Annotated in this window: 11 protein-coding genes; 8 read left to right on the forward strand and 3 right to left on the reverse strand. The window is 44.1% G+C overall.

What is annotated here, in order from left to right; genetic code table 11:
- Window positions 1–355: 355 nt before the first annotated feature.
- From K6V21_RS10960 to meaB, 4 genes are all read left to right on the forward strand, one after another.
- A complete protein-coding gene (locus K6V21_RS10960; protein WP_224321779.1) occupies window positions 356–3025 on the forward strand; it encodes a PL29 family lyase N-terminal domain-containing protein in 2670 nt (889 codons plus the stop codon).
- Between the two features lie 730 nt (window positions 3026–3755).
- On the forward strand, window positions 3756–9548 hold the full coding sequence (locus K6V21_RS10965; RefSeq protein WP_224321780.1) for an alpha-2-macroglobulin family protein: 5793 nt from the start codon (window positions 3756–3758) through the stop codon (window positions 9546–9548).
- Between the two features lie 71 nt (window positions 9549–9619).
- Window positions 9620–10690, forward strand: a complete 1071-nt coding sequence (locus K6V21_RS10970) for a DUF1573 domain-containing protein (protein ID WP_224321781.1) — start codon at window positions 9620–9622, stop codon at window positions 10688–10690.
- A 66-nt stretch (window positions 10691–10756) separates the two neighbouring features.
- Entirely contained in the window at window positions 10757–11857 is a 1101-nt protein-coding gene (meaB, locus tag K6V21_RS10975; RefSeq protein WP_217715186.1) for a methylmalonyl Co-A mutase-associated GTPase MeaB, read from the forward strand.
- A gap of 82 nt (window positions 11858–11939) precedes the next feature.
- Here meaB and K6V21_RS10980 read toward each other — a convergent pair whose 3' ends face one another.
- Window positions 11940–12851: a DMT family transporter gene (locus K6V21_RS10980; RefSeq protein WP_044262345.1), complete on the reverse strand. Its 912-nt coding sequence runs from the start codon at window positions 12849–12851 to the stop codon at window positions 11940–11942.
- Window positions 12852–13943: 1092 nt separating this feature from the next.
- On the opposite strand from K6V21_RS10980, the gene K6V21_RS10985 reads away from it, so the two are divergent.
- From K6V21_RS10985 to K6V21_RS11000, 4 genes are all read left to right on the forward strand, one after another.
- Window positions 13944–16028 carry a sensor histidine kinase gene (locus tag K6V21_RS10985; protein ID WP_224321782.1) on the forward strand — a complete coding sequence of 695 codons (2085 nt, stop codon included), beginning with the start codon at window positions 13944–13946 and terminating at the stop codon, window positions 16026–16028.
- A gap of 68 nt (window positions 16029–16096) precedes the next feature.
- Entirely contained in the window at window positions 16097–16924 is an 828-nt protein-coding gene (locus K6V21_RS10990; RefSeq protein WP_224321783.1) for an AAA family ATPase, read from the forward strand.
- 13 nt (window positions 16925–16937) lie between these two features.
- Window positions 16938–17939, forward strand: coding sequence for a DUF4435 domain-containing protein (locus K6V21_RS10995; protein ID WP_224321784.1), 1002 nt, complete (start codon window positions 16938–16940; stop codon window positions 17937–17939).
- A gap of 37 nt (window positions 17940–17976) precedes the next feature.
- Window positions 17977–19230, forward strand: a complete 1254-nt coding sequence (locus tag K6V21_RS11000; protein WP_217715181.1) for a mechanosensitive ion channel family protein — start codon at window positions 17977–17979, stop codon at window positions 19228–19230.
- 142 nt (window positions 19231–19372) lie between these two features.
- Here the strand turns inward: K6V21_RS11000 and K6V21_RS11005 are convergent, their stop codons facing one another.
- Window positions 19373–20605, reverse strand: a complete 1233-nt coding sequence (locus K6V21_RS11005; protein ID WP_224321785.1) for a hypothetical protein — start codon at window positions 20603–20605, stop codon at window positions 19373–19375.
- 67 nt (window positions 20606–20672) lie between these two features.
- A complete protein-coding gene (locus K6V21_RS11010; RefSeq protein WP_224321786.1) occupies window positions 20673–23363 on the reverse strand; it encodes a TonB-dependent receptor in 2691 nt (896 codons plus the stop codon).
- Between the last annotated feature and the right edge of the window lie 58 nt (window positions 23364–23421).

The following is a 23421-nucleotide window of genomic DNA, read 5'->3' on the forward strand; positions in this document are numbered from 1 at the left end:
ATTTTCTCCGGTTGTTTTTCCTATTTCCTTTCTTATAGCTTATGTGTCGCGTGTATGTTATTGTATATCAGTAAAATATTGTATTTTTCTTTAGTGGGTTTTATCAAATATTCCTCTTTCTCACTCTATTCTATGTACTCTTTTCTTACAAATTAGTTTGATAGGTAATCTCTCCCATGTTTCGACATATTATTTGACTAATAAAAGACTTTTCCTGGAGTTTTTTCATACTTTTTTCTTTTTATTCAACAATTCCGTTACCTATAAAGTAACGGTATATAATGAGATGAGGATTATTGATTAGACTATTATTATTCTTTATTTTTTTAAATTTATAAATTTAAAGTTTTTTATTATGAACAAAAAATTTCTAAGTGCAATCCTGTTCGGGGCTTTAATGGTTGGCTCTGCGGGGACATTTACGTCTTGTAAAGACTACGATGACGACATTGACAGTTTAGATCAGCGAGTAACTGCTGTTGAGAAGCTTGTTAGTGATCTTCAAGCACAGATTAAGGATGGTGCTGTTATAACAGATGTATCATCTACTGCAACCGGAGTTACTGTAACTTTAAGTAACGGAAAGACATTTAATTTGACTAATGGTACTAATGGCACTAATGGTACTAATGGTGCAGATGGTGCACCTGGTTCTGTTGTGACAATCGGTGATAATGGTAATTGGTATATTGATGGTGCCGATACAGGAAAACCTGCTCGTGGTGAGAAGGGTGATAAAGGCGACCAAGGCGATAAGGGTGACCAGGGTGATAAAGGCGACCAAGGTGATAAGGGTGACCAAGGTGATAAGGGTGACCAAGGTGATAAAGGTGACCAAGGTGATCCGGGGGTATCAGCGCCTACTATCTACTATTATCCTGGAACTGAAGGTGCAGAGGCTGGCTATTGGGTAAAAGTAACTATTACTCCTGATGGTACAGAAAGTAAATCTGTCACTTCAGAAACATGTTTGCCAAAGGGGACGGTTACTGCTATATGGGATACAGAAAACGGCTATTTGATTCTTAATAATGTAGCTGGTACTGACGAGCCGGTTAAAATAAAGTTAGTTGATACCTTGCGTTCTCTAGCTTTTGTGCCACAAGTCATAGATAAAGGTTTAGGTATGGGCGTTATTGATTTTTATTCAATATTAGTTCCCGATAAAACAGTTGCTGGTAAAATGAATTTTGTTGCTACCAATACTCCGATTGTTACTTACCGCCTGAATCCTCATAATGCAGATGTGAAAAATGTAGAATGGTCTTTCATTAATCGTGTAGTAACGACTCGTGTTGCTGGTGATAATACTAATTTACTTTCTATTGTGAGCAAAGAAGCTGGTGATAAAGGTGGCTGGAATTTTGTGGTGAAGGCTAACAATAACTTGGCAAGCTTGGCCGCTAATCAAGAAGCTATTGTTGCTTTACAGGCATACAATAAGGATAATATGTCTGAAATTGTTTCAGACTATGCAGTAGCTAATATTAAGGATTTGAAAGATTTTAGTATTGCAAAGAAACATTTACTGGGAACAGGGGTTTCTTATTATACTACAATAAAGAGTTCTGCAATAGTAGACTATAAATTAGTATATAACAAATCTGTTAAATTGAAAGATTTGGTAGAAGCTTGGGAAACTAAAGAGGTGATGAAGAGTCTTGTAAGTCTTGGTTTTGAACCGACTTATGAATTTACCAAGGTTAGTAAGATGGGATCTGATGGAGTTACTGATCAATCGAAGTTTGTGACATTGACTGACCCCAAAAATGAAGGTGTTGTAGCCGTTGATAAGGAATGGTTGACTAATGGTGGTAGAGCTGCTATCGGCAAAACTCCATTGTTCCATGCCGTAGCTAAAGTGAATGGTACTGAAATTGCTTCTGGTTATTTTATGATTGAAATTGTTGAAAAAGAAAGTGTAGAGACTACGCCTTTAGAAGTAACTATACCTTTGGGTGATGTGGAGTATTCTAAACTTCCTGTAACAGAGCAGATTGATTGGGCAGAAGCTACAACTAAGATTTATGAAGAATTAGGACTATCTAAGGCTCAATTTGAAACACTCTATCAAAACTGGAACTGGCAATATCCTATAACTGGGGTTGAAGTTGCTGGTTATAGCTTTGGTGATGCAACAGCAACCGCAATAGCATATATCAATATTTCGAATGCTGTTGCTTTGAGTGAGAATACAGTTACGGCTACATTGCGTTATCCTTCAAAGGATGTATATAAGAATCGTGATGTCTTGATTCACTTTACATATAAGATTGTTGATAATTGCAAGAAGCCTGTATTGTCAGATATCTATTCTCCGAATGGTATTACAACTGTTAAGGGTAAGATGGTAAATAATAAATGGAAACTGGAAGCTAATTTGAGAGAGTCCTTTGAGAATTATCTGAGTGATTATGAACTGGCGCCGAAACCCAATAATCATACTCGCATATATTTCCGTCTTGAACCTACAACTCCTGTACAAACTGGTGCAACGATTTCTTCTGGCAATTATCTTACTCAAGCGATTTCTTTGGATGGAAAATTGACTGGTGAAAGTAAATCATACTCAGTTCAGATGGTTGCTGATCGTGCAAATGGTTCATCAGAGATTCTTTCAACCTTCACAGTACGTTTCGTAACTCCATTTACGGTAACGATTGATCCGGTTACATTGCAAACATTGCCTGCAGAACCTGATACCAAAGACCTCTCTAAGCTGGTTACTATTAAAGAAAATGGCGGAGAGAGCAAAGTACTCTATCAGAATGGTGCAATCAATGCTGTAAATGCAGGTAAATATGGTTTGACTAGTGCTGATTTTAAATTCTCTTACGGTGTGAATGCTGGTAGTGAATTTGGTGGTAACTTGACGATTAACCCTACTACAGGTATGATTACCTGGGATAATGAAGGTAGTATCTTGCATGAAAATCTGACAGCTGAATCTGTTGTGAAGTTTACAGTTGAAAGTCTTGTAGAGCTTACAAAGAAAGGTCAGATTACCGTAAATAAGAGTAAATAGTTAAAGCTAATAGAATTGATACAACTACTCTGTGAAGACTAGTCCTTTTTTTCACCATCGTGAAAAGTAAAATGTTGTTGTGTGAGGCTGTTTCCAGTGGGAAACGGCCTCACTCTTTTTCTGCCATTTTGTCTCCTGCCTTGTCATTCGTTTCATTTCCTGCCATTCTTGCTTGTTTTCTCCTTGTCTAATCTTCTTATTTTTGATGTAGATCAAGAAATATGTTATAAAACATACTTTTCTATAATATATCGCTCGAAGTTTCGAACAAAGGTCTTATTTTTGTGTTATAAAACATGATTTTAATAGGATAACAAGATTTTTAAGGAGGATAACAAAATGAAAATGTTAAAGAAAATTTTTAAGCACATCAGCGAAGCTGATAAGCACGTTTGGGGTTACTCTACAATTTATTAAACCCCTTTTTATGAGTGTGTATTTGATTTTTAGGTATTAGTTTAATTTTTAAGGTTATGAAAAAAAAGATTTTTAAAACATGGAGAAACATTCTCGCCGAAGTAGGTCGGAATGAGATGTTGATGATGGGTTATACCCTGAAGAAGTAAAAAAGCATTTGAACTAGACTTTATGAAGCGAGAAGTACGTCCTGAAAACGTATTTCTCGCTTTTTTTATATCCCTTTGAAAGCTTTTTTATATAAAAAACAGCTTTTGTTTAAACTTTATTCCCTTTCTTTGTTGTTAGTACAAAGACTAACAGAATAGTATCCATGGAAAGAATTCAAAGAATTTGTAGTTTGGTGCTGCTGGCAGCGTTTTGGGGCTGTGTGCCTGTGCTGCATGCGCAGTCGTTTGATAAGTTGTGGAAGCAAGTGGAGCAAGCACAGGAAAAGAGTTTGCCGCAAACTGTGATTAAACTGACGGATGAGATATTCCGGAAGGGGGAACGCGAAAAGAATACCCCGCAGATGCTTAAAGCCTATATGTGCCGGAATACATATCAGAATATACTGACGCCCGATAGTTTCTATGTCAATCTGAAAGGATTGGAACAATGGGCGTTGCGTGAGCAAAATCCGGTCAGCCGTGCAGTGCTGAATTCACTGGTGGCGAGTATCTATGCCGATTATGCCGATAATAACCGGTGGGAATTGCAACAACGCACTTCGCTTAATCTGGGAGAGACGGCTCTACCGGCGGATATTCGCGAGTGGAGTGCCAATTTGTTTGTGAACCAGGTAATGAAATATACCGGTGAAGCCCTGAAAGATTCTACCGAGTTATTGAAGACATCTTCGCGTACTTATATTCCTTTTGTGATTTTAGGAGATGCAAGTGAATACTACCATCATGAAATGTATCATTTGCTGGCATCACGTGCTATCGATGCTTTACAGAAAGTCTCGTGGTTTGATACGGATTCTTTGGTAAAGAAAGACATTATGGGTATTTATGGGCAGATGATAAATACCTATCGGAAGATGCCTGATCGGGAAGATGCTGCCGTACTGACTATGCTGGATTATATGGCTTGGCGTAACCGTGAAGGGGATGTCTTGCTTCGTCCCCGTGCTGTAAAAGAAGGTGAGAGCGAAGCACCGAACCAATATCTACGTGCATTAGACCGTATCATTAAAGACTATGGTAAACGTGATGTATGTGCAGAGGCGTATCTGGCTAAAGCCCGTTATTACCGCAACATACGTAAATATCCGGAAGCATTGCACGCCTGTGACGAGGCTATTACTCTTTACCCTGACTACAAACGCATATCCGCATTGCGTGAACTGAAAGAAAGCATATTGCAACCTCAACTTAACCTGACTGCAAGTAAGGCTACTTACCCCGGTGACTCTTTGAAATTGAGAGTGACCCATTGTAATCTGGATGGATTTACAGTGAACCTGTTTCATACTACTTTATTGAAAGAGGAAACTGATATGCCACAGATCAATTCCTCTTTTTATAAGAAATATGCCCGTAAAGTGAAGACAGAACACTTCTCTTTGTTGCGTCCGGATAATTACCAGTCAGCAGACAGTACATATAGCATGCTGATGCCCCGCGAACCGGGTGTTTATGTTATGCAGATTGTGCCTGATGACAAGAAAGGTAAAACTTCTGAAAACTATCTCTATCTTACCCGCTTCAAGGTGCTGACTTTGCCTTTGTCGAATAAGGATTTTGAGATTGTAGCTTTGGATGCTGAGACAGGAAAGCCTATTGCAGATGCTCAGATTACTTTCTATTCCAGTTACGGAACAAAGAATAATGAGGTGCTGGAGCAGAAAACTACAGATGCTTCGGGCAAGGTGGTAATGCCGTGGGGTAAGCAATTCCGTGCATTGAGTGCTACGAAAGGTACTGATACGGCAATGCCATTGCAGCGTATTTATAATAACTCTAATGGAGCTTGGAATGACACAAATGAAGAGTTCGATGAAGTGAAGATTTTGACGGACCGTTTCATATATCGTCCGGGACAGACTATCTATATAAAAGGTATAGCTTATTCCCAAGAGGGAGATAACGCCAAGGTTCTTCCCAATGCAACTTATACGGTGGAACTGTCGGATGTGAATGGCAATGATATTGGAGAGAGAAAAGTCCGTACCAATGAATTTGGTTCGTTTACCACAGAGTTTGTACTGCCTGCTGCCTGTCTGAATGGATCTTACACGATTGAAGTTGATGAAACTGATGGCCGGGCATTTGTACAAGTGGAAGAATACAAGCGTCCTACATTCGATATAGTTTTTGATCCTCAGAAGGATTCCTATCAGGTGGGAGACAGCGTACAGGTGAAAGGTACGGCGAGTTCCTTTAATGGTGTGCCTTTGCAAGGATTGGAACTGAGCTATACTGTAACCCGTAGTCTGTTTTCGTGGTGGAGATCTTATGGGCAGAGTTCCACTTCACTGGCTTCCGGTACTGTGATGATAGGAGATGACGGAATGTTCTCTATTCCTGTCCGCCTGCAAGGTGTGAAAGGGGAGAATTCCGGTTTTTATACCTATCAGATAGAAGCCTTTGTAACCAATCAGGCTGGTGAAACGCAAAGTAGTGTGACCACATTATCAGCAGGCAACCGCTCACTTGTTTTGTCTGTCGAAACGGAAGAGCATATCTGCAAGGATGACAGTATCCGTCTGACATTCGTAGCGCGAAACCTGAATATGCAACCTGTTGCAGTGAAGGGTGAGTACCGCCTGGTACAGACTGTAGACGGAAAACCGGAAGTCCGTTTCAGCGGACAGTTTACTTCTAATGTGGAAGTATTGTTGCCGGAATGGAAGAATTTACCTTCAGGCGCTTACGAACTACAATTAGCAGCCAAGGATGATCAGGGCAGGGATGTTGATTACAAGCAAAATATTGTACTCTTCTCTTATAATGACAATCGCCCTCCTGTAGAATCGCCTGTCTGGTTCTATGCACGTAATACAGAGTTTAATGCCGGACACCCTGCCCAATTCTGTTTGGGGACTTCTTATAAGGATGCTTATGTTATGCTGGATGTATTCAGCGGTAAAAAGCGTTTGAGTAGTACGGTGCTTCAATTATCCGACTCTATTGTTCGTTTTGATGTTCCTTATAAAGAGGAGTATGGAGACGGGATAGAGTACCTGTTTGCTTTTGTCAAGGGTGGTGAATTCTATTCTGAAAAGGTCGACTTGCAAAAGCGTATGCCGGATAAAACATTGACGATGAAGTGGGATGTGTTCCGTGATAAGTTGCGTCCCGGACAAGAAGAAGAGTGGCGTCTGACGATAAAAACACCACAAGGTACACCGGCTGATGCTGAGATGCTTGCTACCATGTATGATGCTTCTTTGGATAAGCTGTATCCCAATCGTCAGAATTTTAATGTGAACTATCCCCGTTTTAATTCTCAGATATATTGGTCTTATGGATATGTAGGTGGAGCCTTTTATTCTTGCTATTTCCCAATGAAGGTATGGAAAGTTCCAGCATTTATTTACGATACTTTTTATTCGGGAGAAGGTATGAATGAAGCAATGATAATTGGATATCGTTCCGAGAAAAAATCTACTTTAACAGGAAGCGTACAGATACGGGGAATGGCAAGTCCGCGAACTAAATCGATGGCTATGGCAGACAATGCCTCTGCTGATCTGGCAGATGCATTGGTTGAAAAAGAGGCAGGTCTGATCTTTGAAAAAAATATATCGCAGGAAACCGGACAGACAGCTGACGATGCGGAACTTGGCAATACCCCCGAACTTCGTACAAACTTTGCCGAAACGGCGTTCTTCTATCCGCAACTGCGCACCAATGAACAAGGTGAGATTTCCTTCTCCTTTACGATGCCACAAAGTCTGACGCGTTGGAATTTCCGCGGATATTCCCATACAAAGGGAATGTTGACCGGTCAGTTGGATGCTTCTGCTGTTACAGCGAAGGACTTCATGCTGTCTCCCAATATGCCGCGCTTTGTACGGGTAGGGGATAAGACCAGCATTGCTGCAACCATTACCAATCTGACAGGTAAATCTTTGAAGGGAACTACGAAATTTATTCTCTTTGATCCGATGACGGATAAAGTGATTTCCACTCAACGCCAAGCTTTCACGGTAGAAGCCGGGAAGACGGTTCCTGTAAGCTTCCGTTTCACAGTGACGGATAAACAGGATATGTTGGGTGTACGTATGATTGCTGACGGTGGCACATTCAGTGATGGCGAACAGCACTTGTTGCCTGTATTGAGCAATAAGGAATACATTACTGAAACCCTTGCCATGCCGATACGTGGTGAAGAAACCCGTACGTTCTCTTTGGACAGTCTGTTCAATTACAACAGCCGCATGGCCACTGACCGCCGACTAACGGTAGAATTTACAGGTAATCCCGCCTGGTATGCAGTACAAGCATTGCCCGTATTGAGTCAGCCCCGTACAGATAATGCTACAGCATGGGCAGCCGCTTATTATGCCAATTCCCTTGCTTCTTACATTGCCAACAGTCAGCCGCGCATCAAAGCCGTGTTCGACAGTTGGCGCATGCAAGGCGGTAAGAAAGAAAACTTCTTCAGCCAGTTACAGAAAAACCAGGAGGTGAAAAATATCCTTCTCGAAGAGAGCCCGTGGTTGCTGGAAGCTACTACAGAAGCCGAACAGCAAGCGCGTATTGCTACTTTGTTCGATCTCAATAATCTGTCGAACAATAATATGACCGCTCTTACTAAACTACAGGAATTACAAAATGCCGATGGCGCCTGGAGTTGGTACAAAGGTATGCCGGGTAGCCGCAGTATGACGGGATACATCACCGAACTTCTTGTCCGTTTGCCGTTGCTCACCGGACAAAAGAACTCTGCTGGTGCTCTTTCCATGCAGCAAAGTGCTTTTAACTATTTGCATAGCCAGGCATTGCAGGAATATCAGAATATCCGTAAAGCGGAGAAAAACGGGGCGAAGATCAATAGCCTTTCATATCCGGCAATGACGTATCTCTATCTGATAGCTATTTCCGGTGAGAAAGTGCCTTTTCTCAATGAAGACGCTTATCGCTATTTCCTCTCCATGGTCGGCAAGAACCTAAGTTCGAATGCAATGGGAGTTAAGGCGCAGTCAGCTATCATTCTGCAAAAGGCGGGTCGCACGGCTGAGGCTAACGAATTTATCGCTTCCATTAAAGAGCATCTGGTGCAAACTGATGAACGGGGTGCATACTTTGCTTTCTATGAAAGACCTTTCCTTTGGGGAGCACAACCTATTTCCGTTCATGTGGAGGTAATGGAAGCCCTGAGGATGGCAGGAGGCAATGATGCATTGGTGGAAGAAATGAAACTCTGGTTACTGAAGCAGAAACAAACTACAAGCTGGAACTCACCTGTTGCAACGGCAGACGCTATTTATGCATTGCTTTGCCAGGGGAGTGACTTGTTGGCATCACGTGGTGATGTACGCATTGTTCTTGGTAATAAAGTGCTGGAAACATTCTCACCTGCCAAGACCACAGTTCCCGGATTGGGATATATCAAGGAAAGCTTTGCAGAAGGTAGTCCTGAATTGCGCGCCAAGTCCATTACTGTGGAAAAGAGGGATGCAGGCATTGCCTGGGGGGCAGTCTATGCACAATATCTGTCACCTATTTCCGATGTAAAACAGCAAGGTGGTGAGCTGGCTGTAGAAAAGAAACTCTATGTAGAGCGTACTTTGACAGGTGGAAAGAAAGAATTGCAACCCATCACCGCTTCCACGCAACTGGCGGTAGGTGATAAAGTGGTTTCCCGTCTGACGATACGTCTGGACCGTGCCATGGATTTCGTTCAACTGAAAGATCAGCGTGGTGCCTGCTTTGAGCCGATGAATTCACTTTCCGGTTATCGCTGGAACGGTGGAATAGGTTATTATGTGGAGATAGAAGATGCTTCCACTAATTTCTTTTTCGATAGTCTGAGCAAGGGTGTATATGTGTTGGAATACAGTTACCGCGTTGCCCGTAGCGGGCAGTATGAAGCCGGGCTGGCAACTATTCAATGTGCCTACGCTCCCGAGTATGCAGCTCATTCAGCATCAGTGAAGGTCGAGGTGGAGTAGAAATTTTAAAACTTGCTTTTAGGAACTCTCATTTAAAACACCTACTTTTGTGCATCCTAAAATGAAAACGAATGAAACGAACCTTGATATGTATATATGCGCTTGCCGCCGTAGCACTGACTGCTACGGCGCAACCGCGTTTTTCATCCAATAAAGAAACTCACAACTTCGGACAGATCGAATGGAAACACCCCGTTAGCGTGCAGTATGTCATTACCAATACGGGTGATAAACCTCTGGTGCTTACTGATGTAGACCCTTCCTGTGCCTGTTCCGTAGCCCAGTGGACACAAACTCCCATTGCTCCCGGTGAAAAGGGGAAGATCGTTGTCGATTTTGATGCTAAGGCATTGGGGCATTTTGATAAGTCCATAGCTGTTTATTCCAATGCGCAGCCCAATCTGGCTTACCTGCACTTTACAGGTGAGGTGGTGCGCGAGATAAAAGACTTTACGAAAACCTATCCTTATCTTATCGGACAGATACGTATTGACAAAAATGAGATTGATTTCCCTGATACTCACCGTGGCGAAAAGCCTGTCATACGGATAGGTGTAGTGAATCTGTCGGACCGTTCGTATGAACCGGTGTTGATGCACCTGCCTTCCTATCTGGATATGAAAGTGGAGCCGAACGTGCTTCAGAAAGGTGAGAAAGGGCTTATCACATTAACTCTCAACACAGAGAAACTGACAGACCTGGGACTGACACAGGCATCAGTTTACTTGTCACGCTTCACAGGTGACAAGGTGAGTGATGAAAACGAGATACCTCTTTCGGCTATTCTCCTGCCTGATTTCTCCGGTATGACCGATACAGACAAGGCGAATGCTCCGGTAATCCGTCTTTCGGAGACAGATATAGACCTGAGCACACAACTGGCTAAGAAGAATAAGGTGAAACATGATATACAGATCACCAATACCGGACGCTCTCCGTTGCAAATCAGTAAGCTGCAAGTGTTCAATCCTGCTTTGGGAGTAAGTCTGAAGAAGAGCGTGTTGCAGCCGGGCGAAACCACCCGCTTGCGTGTGACGATAGATAAGAGGAATATCGCCAAGAAGAAACGCCACCTGCGCATTCTGATGATTACGAATGATCCGATGCAGCCTAAGGTTGAGATGAATATCAAAGCGAGTTAAAGATTTATGATTTCATAAATCATAAATCTTATCATAAATCATAAATTAGAAATCATAAATCTTATCATGGAACATCCTGAAAACGATGAATCCTATAAAGGATTGGTTGTCAATGCAGGCATTGAGCAACCTTCGTCTGTCAATCCCTATCTCCGCCCGAAACCTAAAAAGCGTCAGCGTTCCGTAGCGGAGTTTGTAGAAGGCATTGTGAAAGGAGACGTCACAGTGCTGAGCCAGGCGGTTACTTTAGTGGAAAGTGTGAAGCCCGAACACCAGGCATTAGCACAGGAAGTTATTGAGAGATGCCTGCCTTACTCAGGGAACTCTATCCGTGTGGGTATCAGTGGTGTGCCTGGAGCCGGAAAAAGTACCTCTATTGATGTCTTCGGCTTGCATGTGTTGGAAAAATACGAAGGTAAGCTGGCAGTGCTTGCCATCGACCCCAGTAGCGAGCGCAGTAAGGGCAGTATCCTGGGTGATAAGACGCGTATGGAGCAACTCTCCGTTCATCCAAAATCCTTCATCCGCCCCAGTCCGTCGGCAGGTTCTTTGGGTGGGGTAGCGCGTAAGACGCGTGAAACGATTATTCTTTGTGAAGCTGCCGGTTTCGATAAAATCTTTGTAGAGACGGTAGGTGTGGGACAAAGTGAGACAGCTGTACACTCTATGGTCGACTTCTTCCTGCTTATCCAGTTGGCCGGAACAGGTGACGAACTGCAAGGCATCAAACGTGGTATCATGGAAATGGCGGACGGTATTGTTATCAATAAGGCAGATGGTGATAACCTGGAGCGTGCTAAACTGGCCGCATCGCAATTCCGCAATGCTCTGCATCTGTTTCCTGCTCCCGAGTCAGGATGGACGCCACAGGTGATGACTTATTCCGGTTTCTATAACCTGGGTGTGAAAGAAATCTGGAAGATGATTTACGACTATATTGCTTTTGTGAAAGATAACGGTTACTTTGAATATCGACGTAACGAGCAAAGCAAATACTGGATGTACGAAAGCATCAATGAGCGTCTGCGCGATAGTTTCTACCACAATCCGGCCATAGAAGCCATGTTAAGTGATAAAGAACAGCAGGTACTTCAAGGCAAACTCACTTCCTTTGTTGCGGCAAAGAGCTTGCTCGATACCTATTTCGGAGAAATGAGGAAGAGTTAGTTACAAAGCTACGAGCTACAAGCTACAAGTAGCTGCGCTATCATGCCGCAAGGCACTTGTAGCTTTGTAGCTCGTAGCTAATTCACGCTTTTTTCCCTTCCTTCTCAAAGTCCGCCTTCGATTTACTCTTCGTTACGATATATACGCCAAGGAATACCAGGGCGATAGCTACACCTTTTTCCCAACCGAATATACCCAGCCCCATGATAATGGCAGCAATAGAAGCTACGATGGGTTGCATATAGTTGTACATACTCACTACTGTGGGACGCAACAACCTTTGTGCGGTCATAATGAAGATATAGGCAAGGAAGCTACCACCTATTACTACGTAGCCCACTTGTACGTATGCTGCGGTAGAAATTTCCGCCCACTGAATACCTGCCACATCATGATAAGAGAATGGAATATAGCACATGGAGGCATAGATAAACATCCACTTATTCAATGTGATGGGAGAATATTTCTGCGATAAGCCCTTGAACACAGTCAGATAAATAGAGAAGCTGATTTGCGCTACCAGACAAAGCAAGTCCCCGATAATACTGCTGTTGCCGTTGCTTGTGGCCTGACTGCTTAATATAAGCGTCAGCGCTCCCATGGCTCCTACAAAAATACCCAGTACTTTCAGGTTCGTGATAGGTTCCTTCAGATAAATGGCAGCGATAATCATGGTTACGATAGGAAGTGTGGTTGTTACGATGGAGGCATCGATGGGTGAAGTCATTGAAAGCCCGAAGATATACACTCCTTGATTGAACACCAGTGCAAAAAGTGAAGCAAAGAAAATCTTCAGCATATCGCGGTGATCCACGTGTTCGTGCTTACAGAATGCAGACAGTAGCCAGAAACAGGCGGCTGCACCTACCATGCGGAACGTAGTTACCGATAAGGCTGAAAACTCCATAAGTGCGGATTTGCCGATGGGAGCCATTAGTCCCCATAAAATATTGGCAGTCAGGGCGAATATATGCCCTTGTACATTCTTATTCATACTCTTTTTTCTTTTGAGGCTGCAAAAGAACAACTATTTTTTGAAACTAAAAAGTCTTTTCTCTTTTTATATACTTGTAGTCTGTTGGAAGTATATATCGGACGTGTTGCATCTATATATCGGACGTGTTGCATCTATATGTCGGATGTGTCGCATCTATATATCCAACGCCACCGATATATAGACGCTAAAGGAACAGGATGAAAGAAGGGCGTTTAGCCTTCTAATACGATTCGTCCTACCAATCATGCGGTTCATGCAGTGTAAGGAAACCGGAAGATTTACTATTTCTCCTTTTTACAGGAAGTTAGGAGTTTGTTGGCAAGAAGTTAACTTCCTGTCGACAAACTCTTAACTTCTTGTCGACAAGAAATTGATACTTTGTAGCATCTTGATAATCAGAGATGAAAATCACTTGTACAAAAAGGGGACTTGTACATGTATATTACTTTATTTTTACATACCTCTTACCTATTCAGCCTGCCTGAATCGGACTTGCCTGAAATTACATAGCTTGTTGTGGATGAGAATAAGCAATGTAATCATTCATAACATTGCTTATTCCGGATCATAACACTGCTTGTTTTCAGATGTTATTCAATGCATTTGAGTGTTTTTTCTTCTTGCAGTCTTTCAGCTTTTCCCAAACTCCCTGTTCATCGGTATTTCAGCTGAAAGATACCTGAAACAACTATAATACTGGAAGTTTCAGCCGTAACGCCGATGGACAGGGGATTTCGTGAGGTCTGAAAGAACGGAAAGAGCTTTTTTCTCAAAAATAGCGGATGCGGAGTGATACTTCATTTATAGTTCATAACGGAAAAGATATGAGTTTTCACCACAGAGTAACACAGGGTATCACGGAGTTCTATTCTTTTGATTTCAAACTGATTAAACTCTGTGATACCCTGTGTTACTCTGTGGTGAATTAATTCATAACCGCTCAGAAACGAATCAATTTCGCCAACGCCTACTTGTAGTGAAATCATAGAAAGACTTCTCATGACAGTTAAAATACAAATATATTTGCTCTAACCTCCAATTTATTCTATATTTGCAACATAAGTGACAAGTTCTTCAAATTGTCCGAATATGATAAACTACTTGATGAAAATTGTAATGATATTCTGGTTTATTATCTTCTGTCTGCAAGTTAGTGTTGCTCAGGAGATTGATATTAATCAGACCAGAAAACACCTGCTGCAAACACTACAAGACAATTCCGTCGACAAACAGCAGAGGATGGAGCTGTATATTGACTTGTACGACTTGTCCGATGATGTGACAAGCAAACGTACCTATATTAACGAATCGCTGCAACTGGCTATTCAGTTGAAAAATCAGATATATATTTTTGAGACACTGGATATTCTTTGTCGCAGTTATAAAGATGAACCGGACTCTTTGCACTACTATCAGCAGATAGGAGAAGAGTGTCTGGAAGGGGCTTATAAGAACTTTTATATGGCATGGCTCAAAGCTTTTCCTTCTGTTTGCAAGATGGATGAGGCGGAGAAACCTGATGAAGCCAATGAAGAAATTTCACGGTATAAACGCCACAAGGTAAATCTCTCCGATAAATCGCAGGAAGTGCAATGGGAGATGATTCTTTGTTCGGCAATGGAGTGCATCAATTACTTTTCACCGTCTGTTACGAATTTGGGAGACCGCATCATCCATTTGAAGAATATTCAACAGTTGGTCAGAGATTTACCTTTTGAGGTAAGTTATAAGTTCAATTGGTATTATCTGACTCGTATCGAGTTCATTTATCGTGCTGAAGGAAAAGCTGAAGAAGCAGCGAAGGCTGTTGAGGCTTTGGAACAAATGGAGCAACTATACGATAGCCAGTTTGAACTGCCTTTCTACAAGAGGCGTGCTTATATCCGTAACCGTAGCCGTGAAGCCTTACGTATGGGTGTTTATAGCGAAATGCTTTATTTCGTAGATGCTATAGGCAGGAAAAGAGCTGATGATATTTATTCCCGGATGAAAGCGTACTATCAGGATAAGACTTCAGAGACAGATGAAAGATCGTTCTTGGCTGCCGCTTTCCGCTATTATCTTTATACAGCACAATACGATCTTGCTATGCGGACGGTGGATGACTTGCTGGAACGGACAGATTCCACCGACACAAATGAGCGGACTGAGTTGCTGGCGAAGAAGATTAACCTGGTTACCCAATGGAAACAGCATTACAAAGAAGGATTTGACGCCTTTTGGGAATATACCAGCTTGATGGAAGATAATCATGTGGAGGAGACGAATGAACAGTTGGCTGAGATGAGGTCATTGTTTGAAGTGGACAAACTAAAGATAGAACAGGCCGAACTTCAGGCACGTTATCATCGTATCGCTCTTGCTGTGCTCATAGTCCTGCTTCTGGTTTTCTTTATCTGGGGACTTTATCAGTACTTGTTGACGAAACGGCTGAAAGCAACGAAGCGGGCACTGATTCTGTCGAATGAGAAAGTTGCTAAGGAAAGCGAACGAGCCAAAGCAAGCGACCGTATGAAGACGGAATTCCTACAGTCAATGTGTCATGAGATACGTACTCCACTCAATGCTATCTGTGGTTTCAGTACCCTGTTGCTGAATGAAGATTTGTCCCAGGAAGATAAAAAAGATTTTCCGGTTATCATTGAAAAGAACTCCAATCAATTGACTGAATTGTTCGAGGACATCCTGCAAGTATCGGACTTAAGCAGTTCGTTAGAGTTGCTTCCTATGGAACAGGTGGATATATTGTCGATTTGTGCCGGGCTTCTGGATATATGTAAGAGAAGAGCAGGAAATCCCGAAATCACCTGGTTATTTGAATCGGGATCGGACGAATGTCTTGTAAAAACGAATGCCCAATATCTGCAACGTGTTGTGGAACACCTCCTGAACAATGCTGCAAAGTTCACGGTTGCCGGTACTATTCGTATGAGCTTGGTGCATACCGAAGGAAAAGTACGTATTATGGTGAGCGATACGGGAATCGGTGTTCCGGCTGATAAGGCCGAATATATATTCGACCGTTTCACTAAATTGGATGAATTTATGCCCGGCACCGGATTGGGGCTTTATTCCTGTCGCCTCATTGTCACTCGTCTGGGTGGTTCCATTTATCTCGATACATCTTATCGGGATGGCGCATGTTTCTGCATTGATTTGTCGGATGAGAAGTGATTTTTCTATTTCCGGGCGTGGAAATAAAAGATAATCACGTATATTTGCTTTCATTAAAAGCAAAAACTATGGAAGAACAAGCCAATTACATCAAACGTATAGAGATACACAGGTTGTGGGATCGCTTTGACATAGCTTGGGACTTACGTCCCGACGTGAATATCCTTTCCGGTATCAACGGAGTGGGGAAAACCACGATCCTCAACCGTTCCGTCCACTATCTGGAAGAACTTTCGGGGGAGATAAAGAACGGCGAGATAGAAGGCGTACGTGTTACCTTCGACCGTCCGGATGCGACGTATATCCCTTACGACGTAATTCGTAGTTACGACCGCCCCTTGATTATGGGCGACTTTACCGCCCGCATGGCCGATCCGAACGTCAAATCCGAACTAGACTGGCAACTTTATCTCTTGCAACGCCGATACCTCGATTACCAGGTGAATATTGGCAACAAGATGATCGAACTCCTTTCCGGTGATGAGGAACAACGTTCACAAGCCGCTTCCTTATCCCTTCCCAAGCGGAAGTTCCAGGATCTGATGGATCAGTTATTCAGCTATACCCGCAAAACCATAGATCGCCGCAGCAATGAAATCATCTTCTATCAGGACGGTGAACGCCTGTTGCCCTATAAACTATCTTCCGGTGAAAAACAGATGCTGATTATCCTGCTCACCGTGCTGGTGCGCGACAATGCTCATTGTGTCCTCTTTATGGATGAACCCGAAGCCTCTCTTCACATCGAGTGGCAGCAAAAACTTATCGGTATGATACGTGAATTGAATCCCAATGTGCAACTGATACTTACCACCCATTCTCCCGCCGTCATCATGGAAGGCTGGCTGGATGCGGTGACGGAAGTGAGCGATATATCGGTGGAAATTAGGAATTAATAATTATCTCCCCATGGCTACTTCTTTAAAACATAATCTTACATCCGCCTATTTCAATGCCGCCAACAAGCTTTATCCCAAGAAGGCGCGGCGTCGCATTGTGGCGTATGTGGAAAGTTACGATGATGTAGCTTTCTGGCGCACATTGTTGGCTGAGTTCGAGACAGATGAATATTATTTCCAGGTGATGCTGCCTTCGGCTACCTCTCTTGCCAAGGGTAAGAAGATGGTGCTGATGAATACGCTGAACACTACTGAATTGGGCAAGAGCCTGATAGCCTGTGTGGACAGTGACTACGACTTTCTGTTACAAGGCAAAACGAGTGTTTCACATAAGATAAACAGTAGTCCCTACATATTCCAGACGTACGCATATGCTATCGAGAATTTCCATTGTTATGCTGAAAGCTTGCATGAAGTTTGCGTGCAGGCTACATTGAACGACCGTATGCTGATTGACTTTCCTGCTTTCCTGAAGCGTTATTCGCAAATTGTCTATCCGCTCTTTCTCTGGAACGTCTGGTTCTATTGCCAACGAGATACTTATACTTTTCCGATGTATGACTTCAATGCATGCACCCGTTTGCAGGAAGTCAATGTACATCATCCCGAACGAACACTGGAGCCCGTGCAGCGTGCCGTTGCCAAGAAACTTTCCGAGATGCGCAGACGTTTTCCGCGAAATATCAAGTCGGTGGAGGCTTTGGGTGTGGAACTGGAGAAGCTGGGACTGAATCCTGATACTACTTATCTCTACATACAGGGGCATCACCTCATGGATGGTGTTGTGATGAAACTTCTTATCCCCGTATGCACCGTGCTGCGTCGCGAGCGCGAACAGGAAATCAAGCGTCTGGCGGCCCACAACGAGCAATTCCATAACGAACTGACCAGCTATGAGAATAGCCAGACCAACGTCAGCTTGATGTTGAAAAAGAACAGCGGATACAAGAACCTTTACTTGTATCAGTGGTTAAAAGAAGATATAGGAGACTTCCTGAACAGGGAGCGATAATTACTAACCATTAACACCAAAATTAATTCTTAGTATCATGAGCATTGTACAACAAATTAACGAAGGACTTCAGGCTTTAGGTTTCAGCCAGTCATTGGCTGGCCAGTTAGATCAATTTATAGCATTCCTGGGAGTTCTCCTGGTAGCTTATCTGGCGGATACTGTTTGCCGGAAGATCTTGCTGAAAGTCGTTTCGCGTTTGGTAAAGCAAACAAAAGCCACTTGGGATGACATTGTTTTCGACCGCAAAGTGATGGTGCATCTTAGCCGTATGGTGGCACCTATTCTTATTTACATCCTGCTTCCTCTGGCATTTTCCGACGCGGAGTCGGCAACGTTGGCGCTTATCCTGCGCTTCTGCCTCATCTTTATCATTATTATGTTTCTTAGCTTCATCAGTTCGCTGCTTGCAGCTGTCTATACTGTTTATAGCGAGAAGGAACAGTTCCGTGACCGCCCTTTGAAGGGACTCTTGCAGACAGTGCAGGTCATCCTTTATTTTGTCGGTGGCATCATCGTTGTCAGCATACTCATAGACCGTTCACCCGGTGTATTGCTCACCGGTCTGGGAGCTTCGGCTGCCGTGCTGATGTTAGTATTCAAAGACAGTATCATGGGCTTTGTTTCCGGTGTGCAGCTTTCTGCCAACAATATGCTGAAAGTAGGCGACTGGATTACCATGCCTAAGTATGGAGCGGACGGTGATGTAATAGAAGTGTCATTGAATACAGTGAAGGTTCGTAATTTCGACAAAACCATCACTACCATTCCGCCTTACTTGCTCGTAAGCGACTCTTTCCAGAACTGGCGTGGTATGCAGGAGAGTGGCGGACGACGTATCAAACGTTCTATCAATATCGATATGAACAGTGTGCGGTTCTGTACGCCTGAAATGTTGGCGAAGTATCGCAAGATACAGCTGTTGGCAAACTATGTTGAACAGACGGAACAAGTGATTAAGGAGTATAATGAAGAGCATCATATTGATAACTCCATCCTTGTGAACGGTCGCCGCCAGACGAATCTCGGTGTCTTCCGTGCTTATCTGAATTGTTACCTGAAGAGCCATCCGGGTGTAAATCATGATATGACCTGTATGGTGCGTCAGCTTCAGCCTACCGATCACGGTATACCATTGGAACTGTATTTTTTCTCCGCTACCACATCCTGGATACCTTACGAGGATTTGCAGTCTGATGTCTTCGACCATCTGTTGGCTATTATTTCTGAGTTTGATCTTCACGTATTCCAGTCACCATCCGGTGAAGATTTCCGCGAAAGGCTTAATTGAGATAATCGGCACTGGTTCTCGATATTTTCTCATCAAGGATGGGAACAGATCAACAAAAGCAAACGCCGGACAGTTCCTCTGAACTTGTCCGGCGTTGCCTTTGTAGAAGCTATTGCTTCGTGAATTATGTGTGTTTCTCGTTTTATTGTTTGATCCAGTTGCCGCTTGTCCAGTTGTCTCCTGTCTTTACAGCTCCCTTATATTCGGCTTTGGTGAAGAAACTGTCGGCACTGAGGTCTTTGCCACCATCGACGGTGCCTTCGTAGAGATTCTCCCAAGTGAAGTTCTGTGCAGTGAGGTTGCCCGTTGCTGCTGCGAACATATCGTTGGTGTAAATGCCTTCTTTAGAAGATAATGTTTTGCTGATAGCTACATACTCCAGTTTAGACACACCCTCTTTCAGGGCTGTTTCAGTTTCTGTGGTTTCTACGGTCAGAGGTTGACCTTTGCCGGTGATGAGCGTATTGTAAAGTTCCACTTGTGTTCCGGCACGCAGGCGTACGCCCTGTTTGCTGCCACCGTTGCCAATCAGTGTGAGGTTGGCGAGGATGGGGTGGGCAACGGGCGTTGCACCGAAGCTCTTGCCGTTGTTGTCGCACTCCATCAGGCAGTCGCAGTCGTATCCCAGTTCGTCTTTGGGGCTTTGGTAAGCTACGAGGAACTGTGCTTTGCCGTTCCAGCCTTCGGTCCAGTCGAAAGAGTCGTCGCTACAGTCGGTAGATACCAGATACTTCACATTGACGGAACCGCCGAACCATTCGAAACCATCGTCAGAACCCATGTATGCCTGGCAATACTCTACCGTTGTTCCGTTTCCTACACCGTAGAAGGTGATACCGTTGGCTTCGTGCTCTTCGTCGAAGGCAAATCCGGTGTACTCTACACGAACATACCGCAATGTACCGGAATTGTCGGCGTCATTATTGCCACCATAGGGTGCGCCGCCTATTTCCGAACTACCCGTTCCGCCTTCGGCATTGGTGTGTGCGTATCCGCAGATGTGGATACCGCCCCATGCGCCCGGTTCTTTCTTTTCGGAAGTCATCACGATAGGGTTGCTGGCAGTGCCTTGTGCATCTATCTTGGCTCCTTGTTCTATGAGGATGTAGTCTACCACATCGTCATGTTTGGCAATAATGGTGACGCCTGCGGGAATCTTCAGTGTGGCACCGTTCTTTACGTGTATGCCGCCACTTAGCGTGTAAGTCTTTCCGGCTTCCAGTTCCGTATAGCTTTCGATGTCTTTCGTCAGTTCATACTTGTCGTCTTCACCGCCGTCCCCGTTTCCAGGTTCGTTGTTGTCGGTACATGCAGTGAATAAGGTCATACTTGCCGCGAGGGCCATAGTCATGAATTTCCAATTTGATGTTCTCATACTAATAATTGTTTAGTTGATAAAATGAGTTCCTATTGTTTGTCTCTCTCAAAGTTTTTCTTTTCTCTTACAGGTCATAGCTGAAGCCAACTTCAAAGCCTGTACCCTTTCTGAAGCGTTCCACTTCTACTTTATCTCCGGTGGTAGGCACTTCTTGCTTGAAAAGGATGTCTTGGTTCAGCAGGTCGTTGACTTGCAACTTCACCGCGAAACGCCGGTTGAAGCGGTAACTGCCTGTAAAGTTCAGCGTGTGTACCGGCTGCTGCTTGATGTCTCCCAGACCGGAGATGCCTACGGAGTGGATGCGGGGACCTTGCAGATTGTAGAGCAGGGCAACGCTGAGTTGGCGGTCGTTGCTGAAAGCGGGTGAATAGGTGAGGTCTGCATTTGCCAGGTAGGGCGATGCTCCCTGCAAGGCACGCTGGCTGTTGGTGTAGGCACCGCCTTCGGGCAGTTTCACGTTAGTGTACATATACGAGCCGTTCACGCCGAAACGCAGGTCTTTCACTATCTCTTTGCGGAATTCTATCTCCACCCCCGTTGCCATACCGTTGTCCGCATTGCGGAAAGAATGCACGGCGGAACCGCCTGACAGAGTCTGTACACGCTCTATCGGTGCTTTCAGGTGCTTGTAGTAGGCGGTGATGGAGAGCATATCCCCATTCTTTTCAAAGAGTTCGTAGCGCAGATCGATGTTATAGTTGTAGCCGTTTTGCAAATCAGCGTTACCGCGTATCTGTGCCGAACCGTAGGATTCCTGATAGAGGAAGGGGGCCATTTCGATAAACGAAGGACGCGTCACTGTGCGTGAGAAGGCAAAACGCAGACTGTTCTTTTCGTTCATCTGGTATTTCATGTTCAGTGAGGGGAAAAGGTCGTTTTTGTTCAGTTCACTGCGTTCGGCTTTTCCGCCATCGGTATAGTAGTCTACCCATTGCTTGCTGATTTCGTAGCGTACTCCCAGGTTCACCAATAACGGGGCTATGGGGTAGTATTCAGTGGCAATGTATCCTGCATAAATGCTGTTACCGGCTGTATAGCTATCTTTGGGCTGCTTCTTCCGGTCTATGGTGATGGAACCGTTTTCTACATTTTCCATGTTGAGGAAGGAGTCGGTATCGTAGATGTCGGTGATGGTAGGGTTCAGTTTGTTCAGGTTGTAGTAGAAGCGTGTACCCATATAGTCACGATTCTTGTCTTTATAGGTGAAACCGGCCTGCAACTTGTTGTTGTCGCCAAAGCGGTAGCTGACGGTGAGGTCGCCCACCCACTCATCTTCATTCAGTGAGCCGAAGTAACGCATGGTTTCTTGGCGGTTCAGTTTGAAGAGTTTTATCTGGTCATCTTCACGGATGAACATTACTTGGCGGCGGTCGGGTTCGTTGCTGGAGGTCTTGCTGTACGAGCCGCTCCAGTTGAGGTCCCACTGTTTGCCGAAGTGGTGCTTGCCGTTTACTTGATGGTTTTGCAGACTGTAGATGTGTGTCACGTTGTTGCTGCCTATCAGATGGTGGTCTTCGTAGTCCACACCTTCACGCCTCATATAAGTGTCGATGGCATTGCGGGCGTAGAAGAAGGTATATCCGATGTGGTCGGAAGTGCGGAAACTGTAGCCGAGATTACCCAGCGCGGCAATCTTTAACTCGTTGCTGTAGCTGTCGTAGTTGAATTCATTCAGGGTATTTCCTGTAGCTTCTAGGGTACGTATGGAGGCATTGTCCATGGTTTGCAGGTCGTTGCTTACTCCTATGGAGCCCAGAACGCTGACTTCATTTCCACCCAGGGTGAAACGTTTGCCGAAGCCGATATTTCCGCCGAATTCGGGTAGGGCAGTCTTTTTACTAACCTGAAAACTGGTGTTGAAGAGGCGGTTGTGGCGTGCATACTCTTCAAAGTCTGTTAATGACATGTCTATCAGTTTCTGATCCAGAGAAGGAGTGTTGAACAGAGAGCCGTCGCGGTCCATCCGGTAGAAATCTTTGCCTAGCGTATTGAACTTGCCACCTGCATTGAAGCTGATGGACAGAAAATCACTGCCTACATTCTCTTTGGTACTGATGTCGATGTGTGCTCCTGAGTAGTCGGCGAATGCACTGGCGTCATATACTTTGCTCACGGTAATATTCTGTACGGTAGATGCAGGGAAGATATCCAGAGGAATCAGTTTATTGTCCGGATTAGGAGAGGCGATGGGAAGTCCGTTCAGAGTGGTGGTGCTGTACCGGTCGCCCAGACCGCGCACAATTAACTGTCCGGCACTGGCGATGGAGATACCGGTTATCTTTTTTACACCTTCTTCCACATTGCTGATTCCTTTGATACTCATTTCTTTGGCACCGAGATTTTCGATTGCAAGGGTAGCTTTCTGCCGTTCCATCTGCAGGGCTCGTTCACCTTCCAGATTCTTTTTGGCCACTACGGAGACTTCGCCTAACGCTTGTGCATCACTCTCCATCTCAAAGTTCAGCAAAGTTTCGGCCTTGACTTTTATGCTATTGAGCAGGATGTCTTTGTATCCTATATATCTCACGGTTATGGTATATGTACCGTCATTTACATTCAGTGTATAATTGCCGTCAATATCGGCTACCACACCCTGGGCTGTCCCGGTTATCTGTATGGTAGCTCCGGTCAGTGGCTCTTTCGTCTGCTTGTCGAGGACGGTTCCTTTGATGTTTCCAGCTAGGGCGGTCATGGTGGAAAGCACCAGTAATAAAATGAGGAAAAATACTTTTCCAAAATCCAGTTTCATGCTCATCTTTTATCGTTTCTTGTTTCCGGTGCAAAGATGCGGCAACGGAATTACAACCGTAATA

This window comes from Bacteroides cellulosilyticus, assembly GCF_020091405.1.
Taxonomy (GTDB): Bacteria; Bacteroidota; Bacteroidia; order Bacteroidales; family Bacteroidaceae; genus Bacteroides.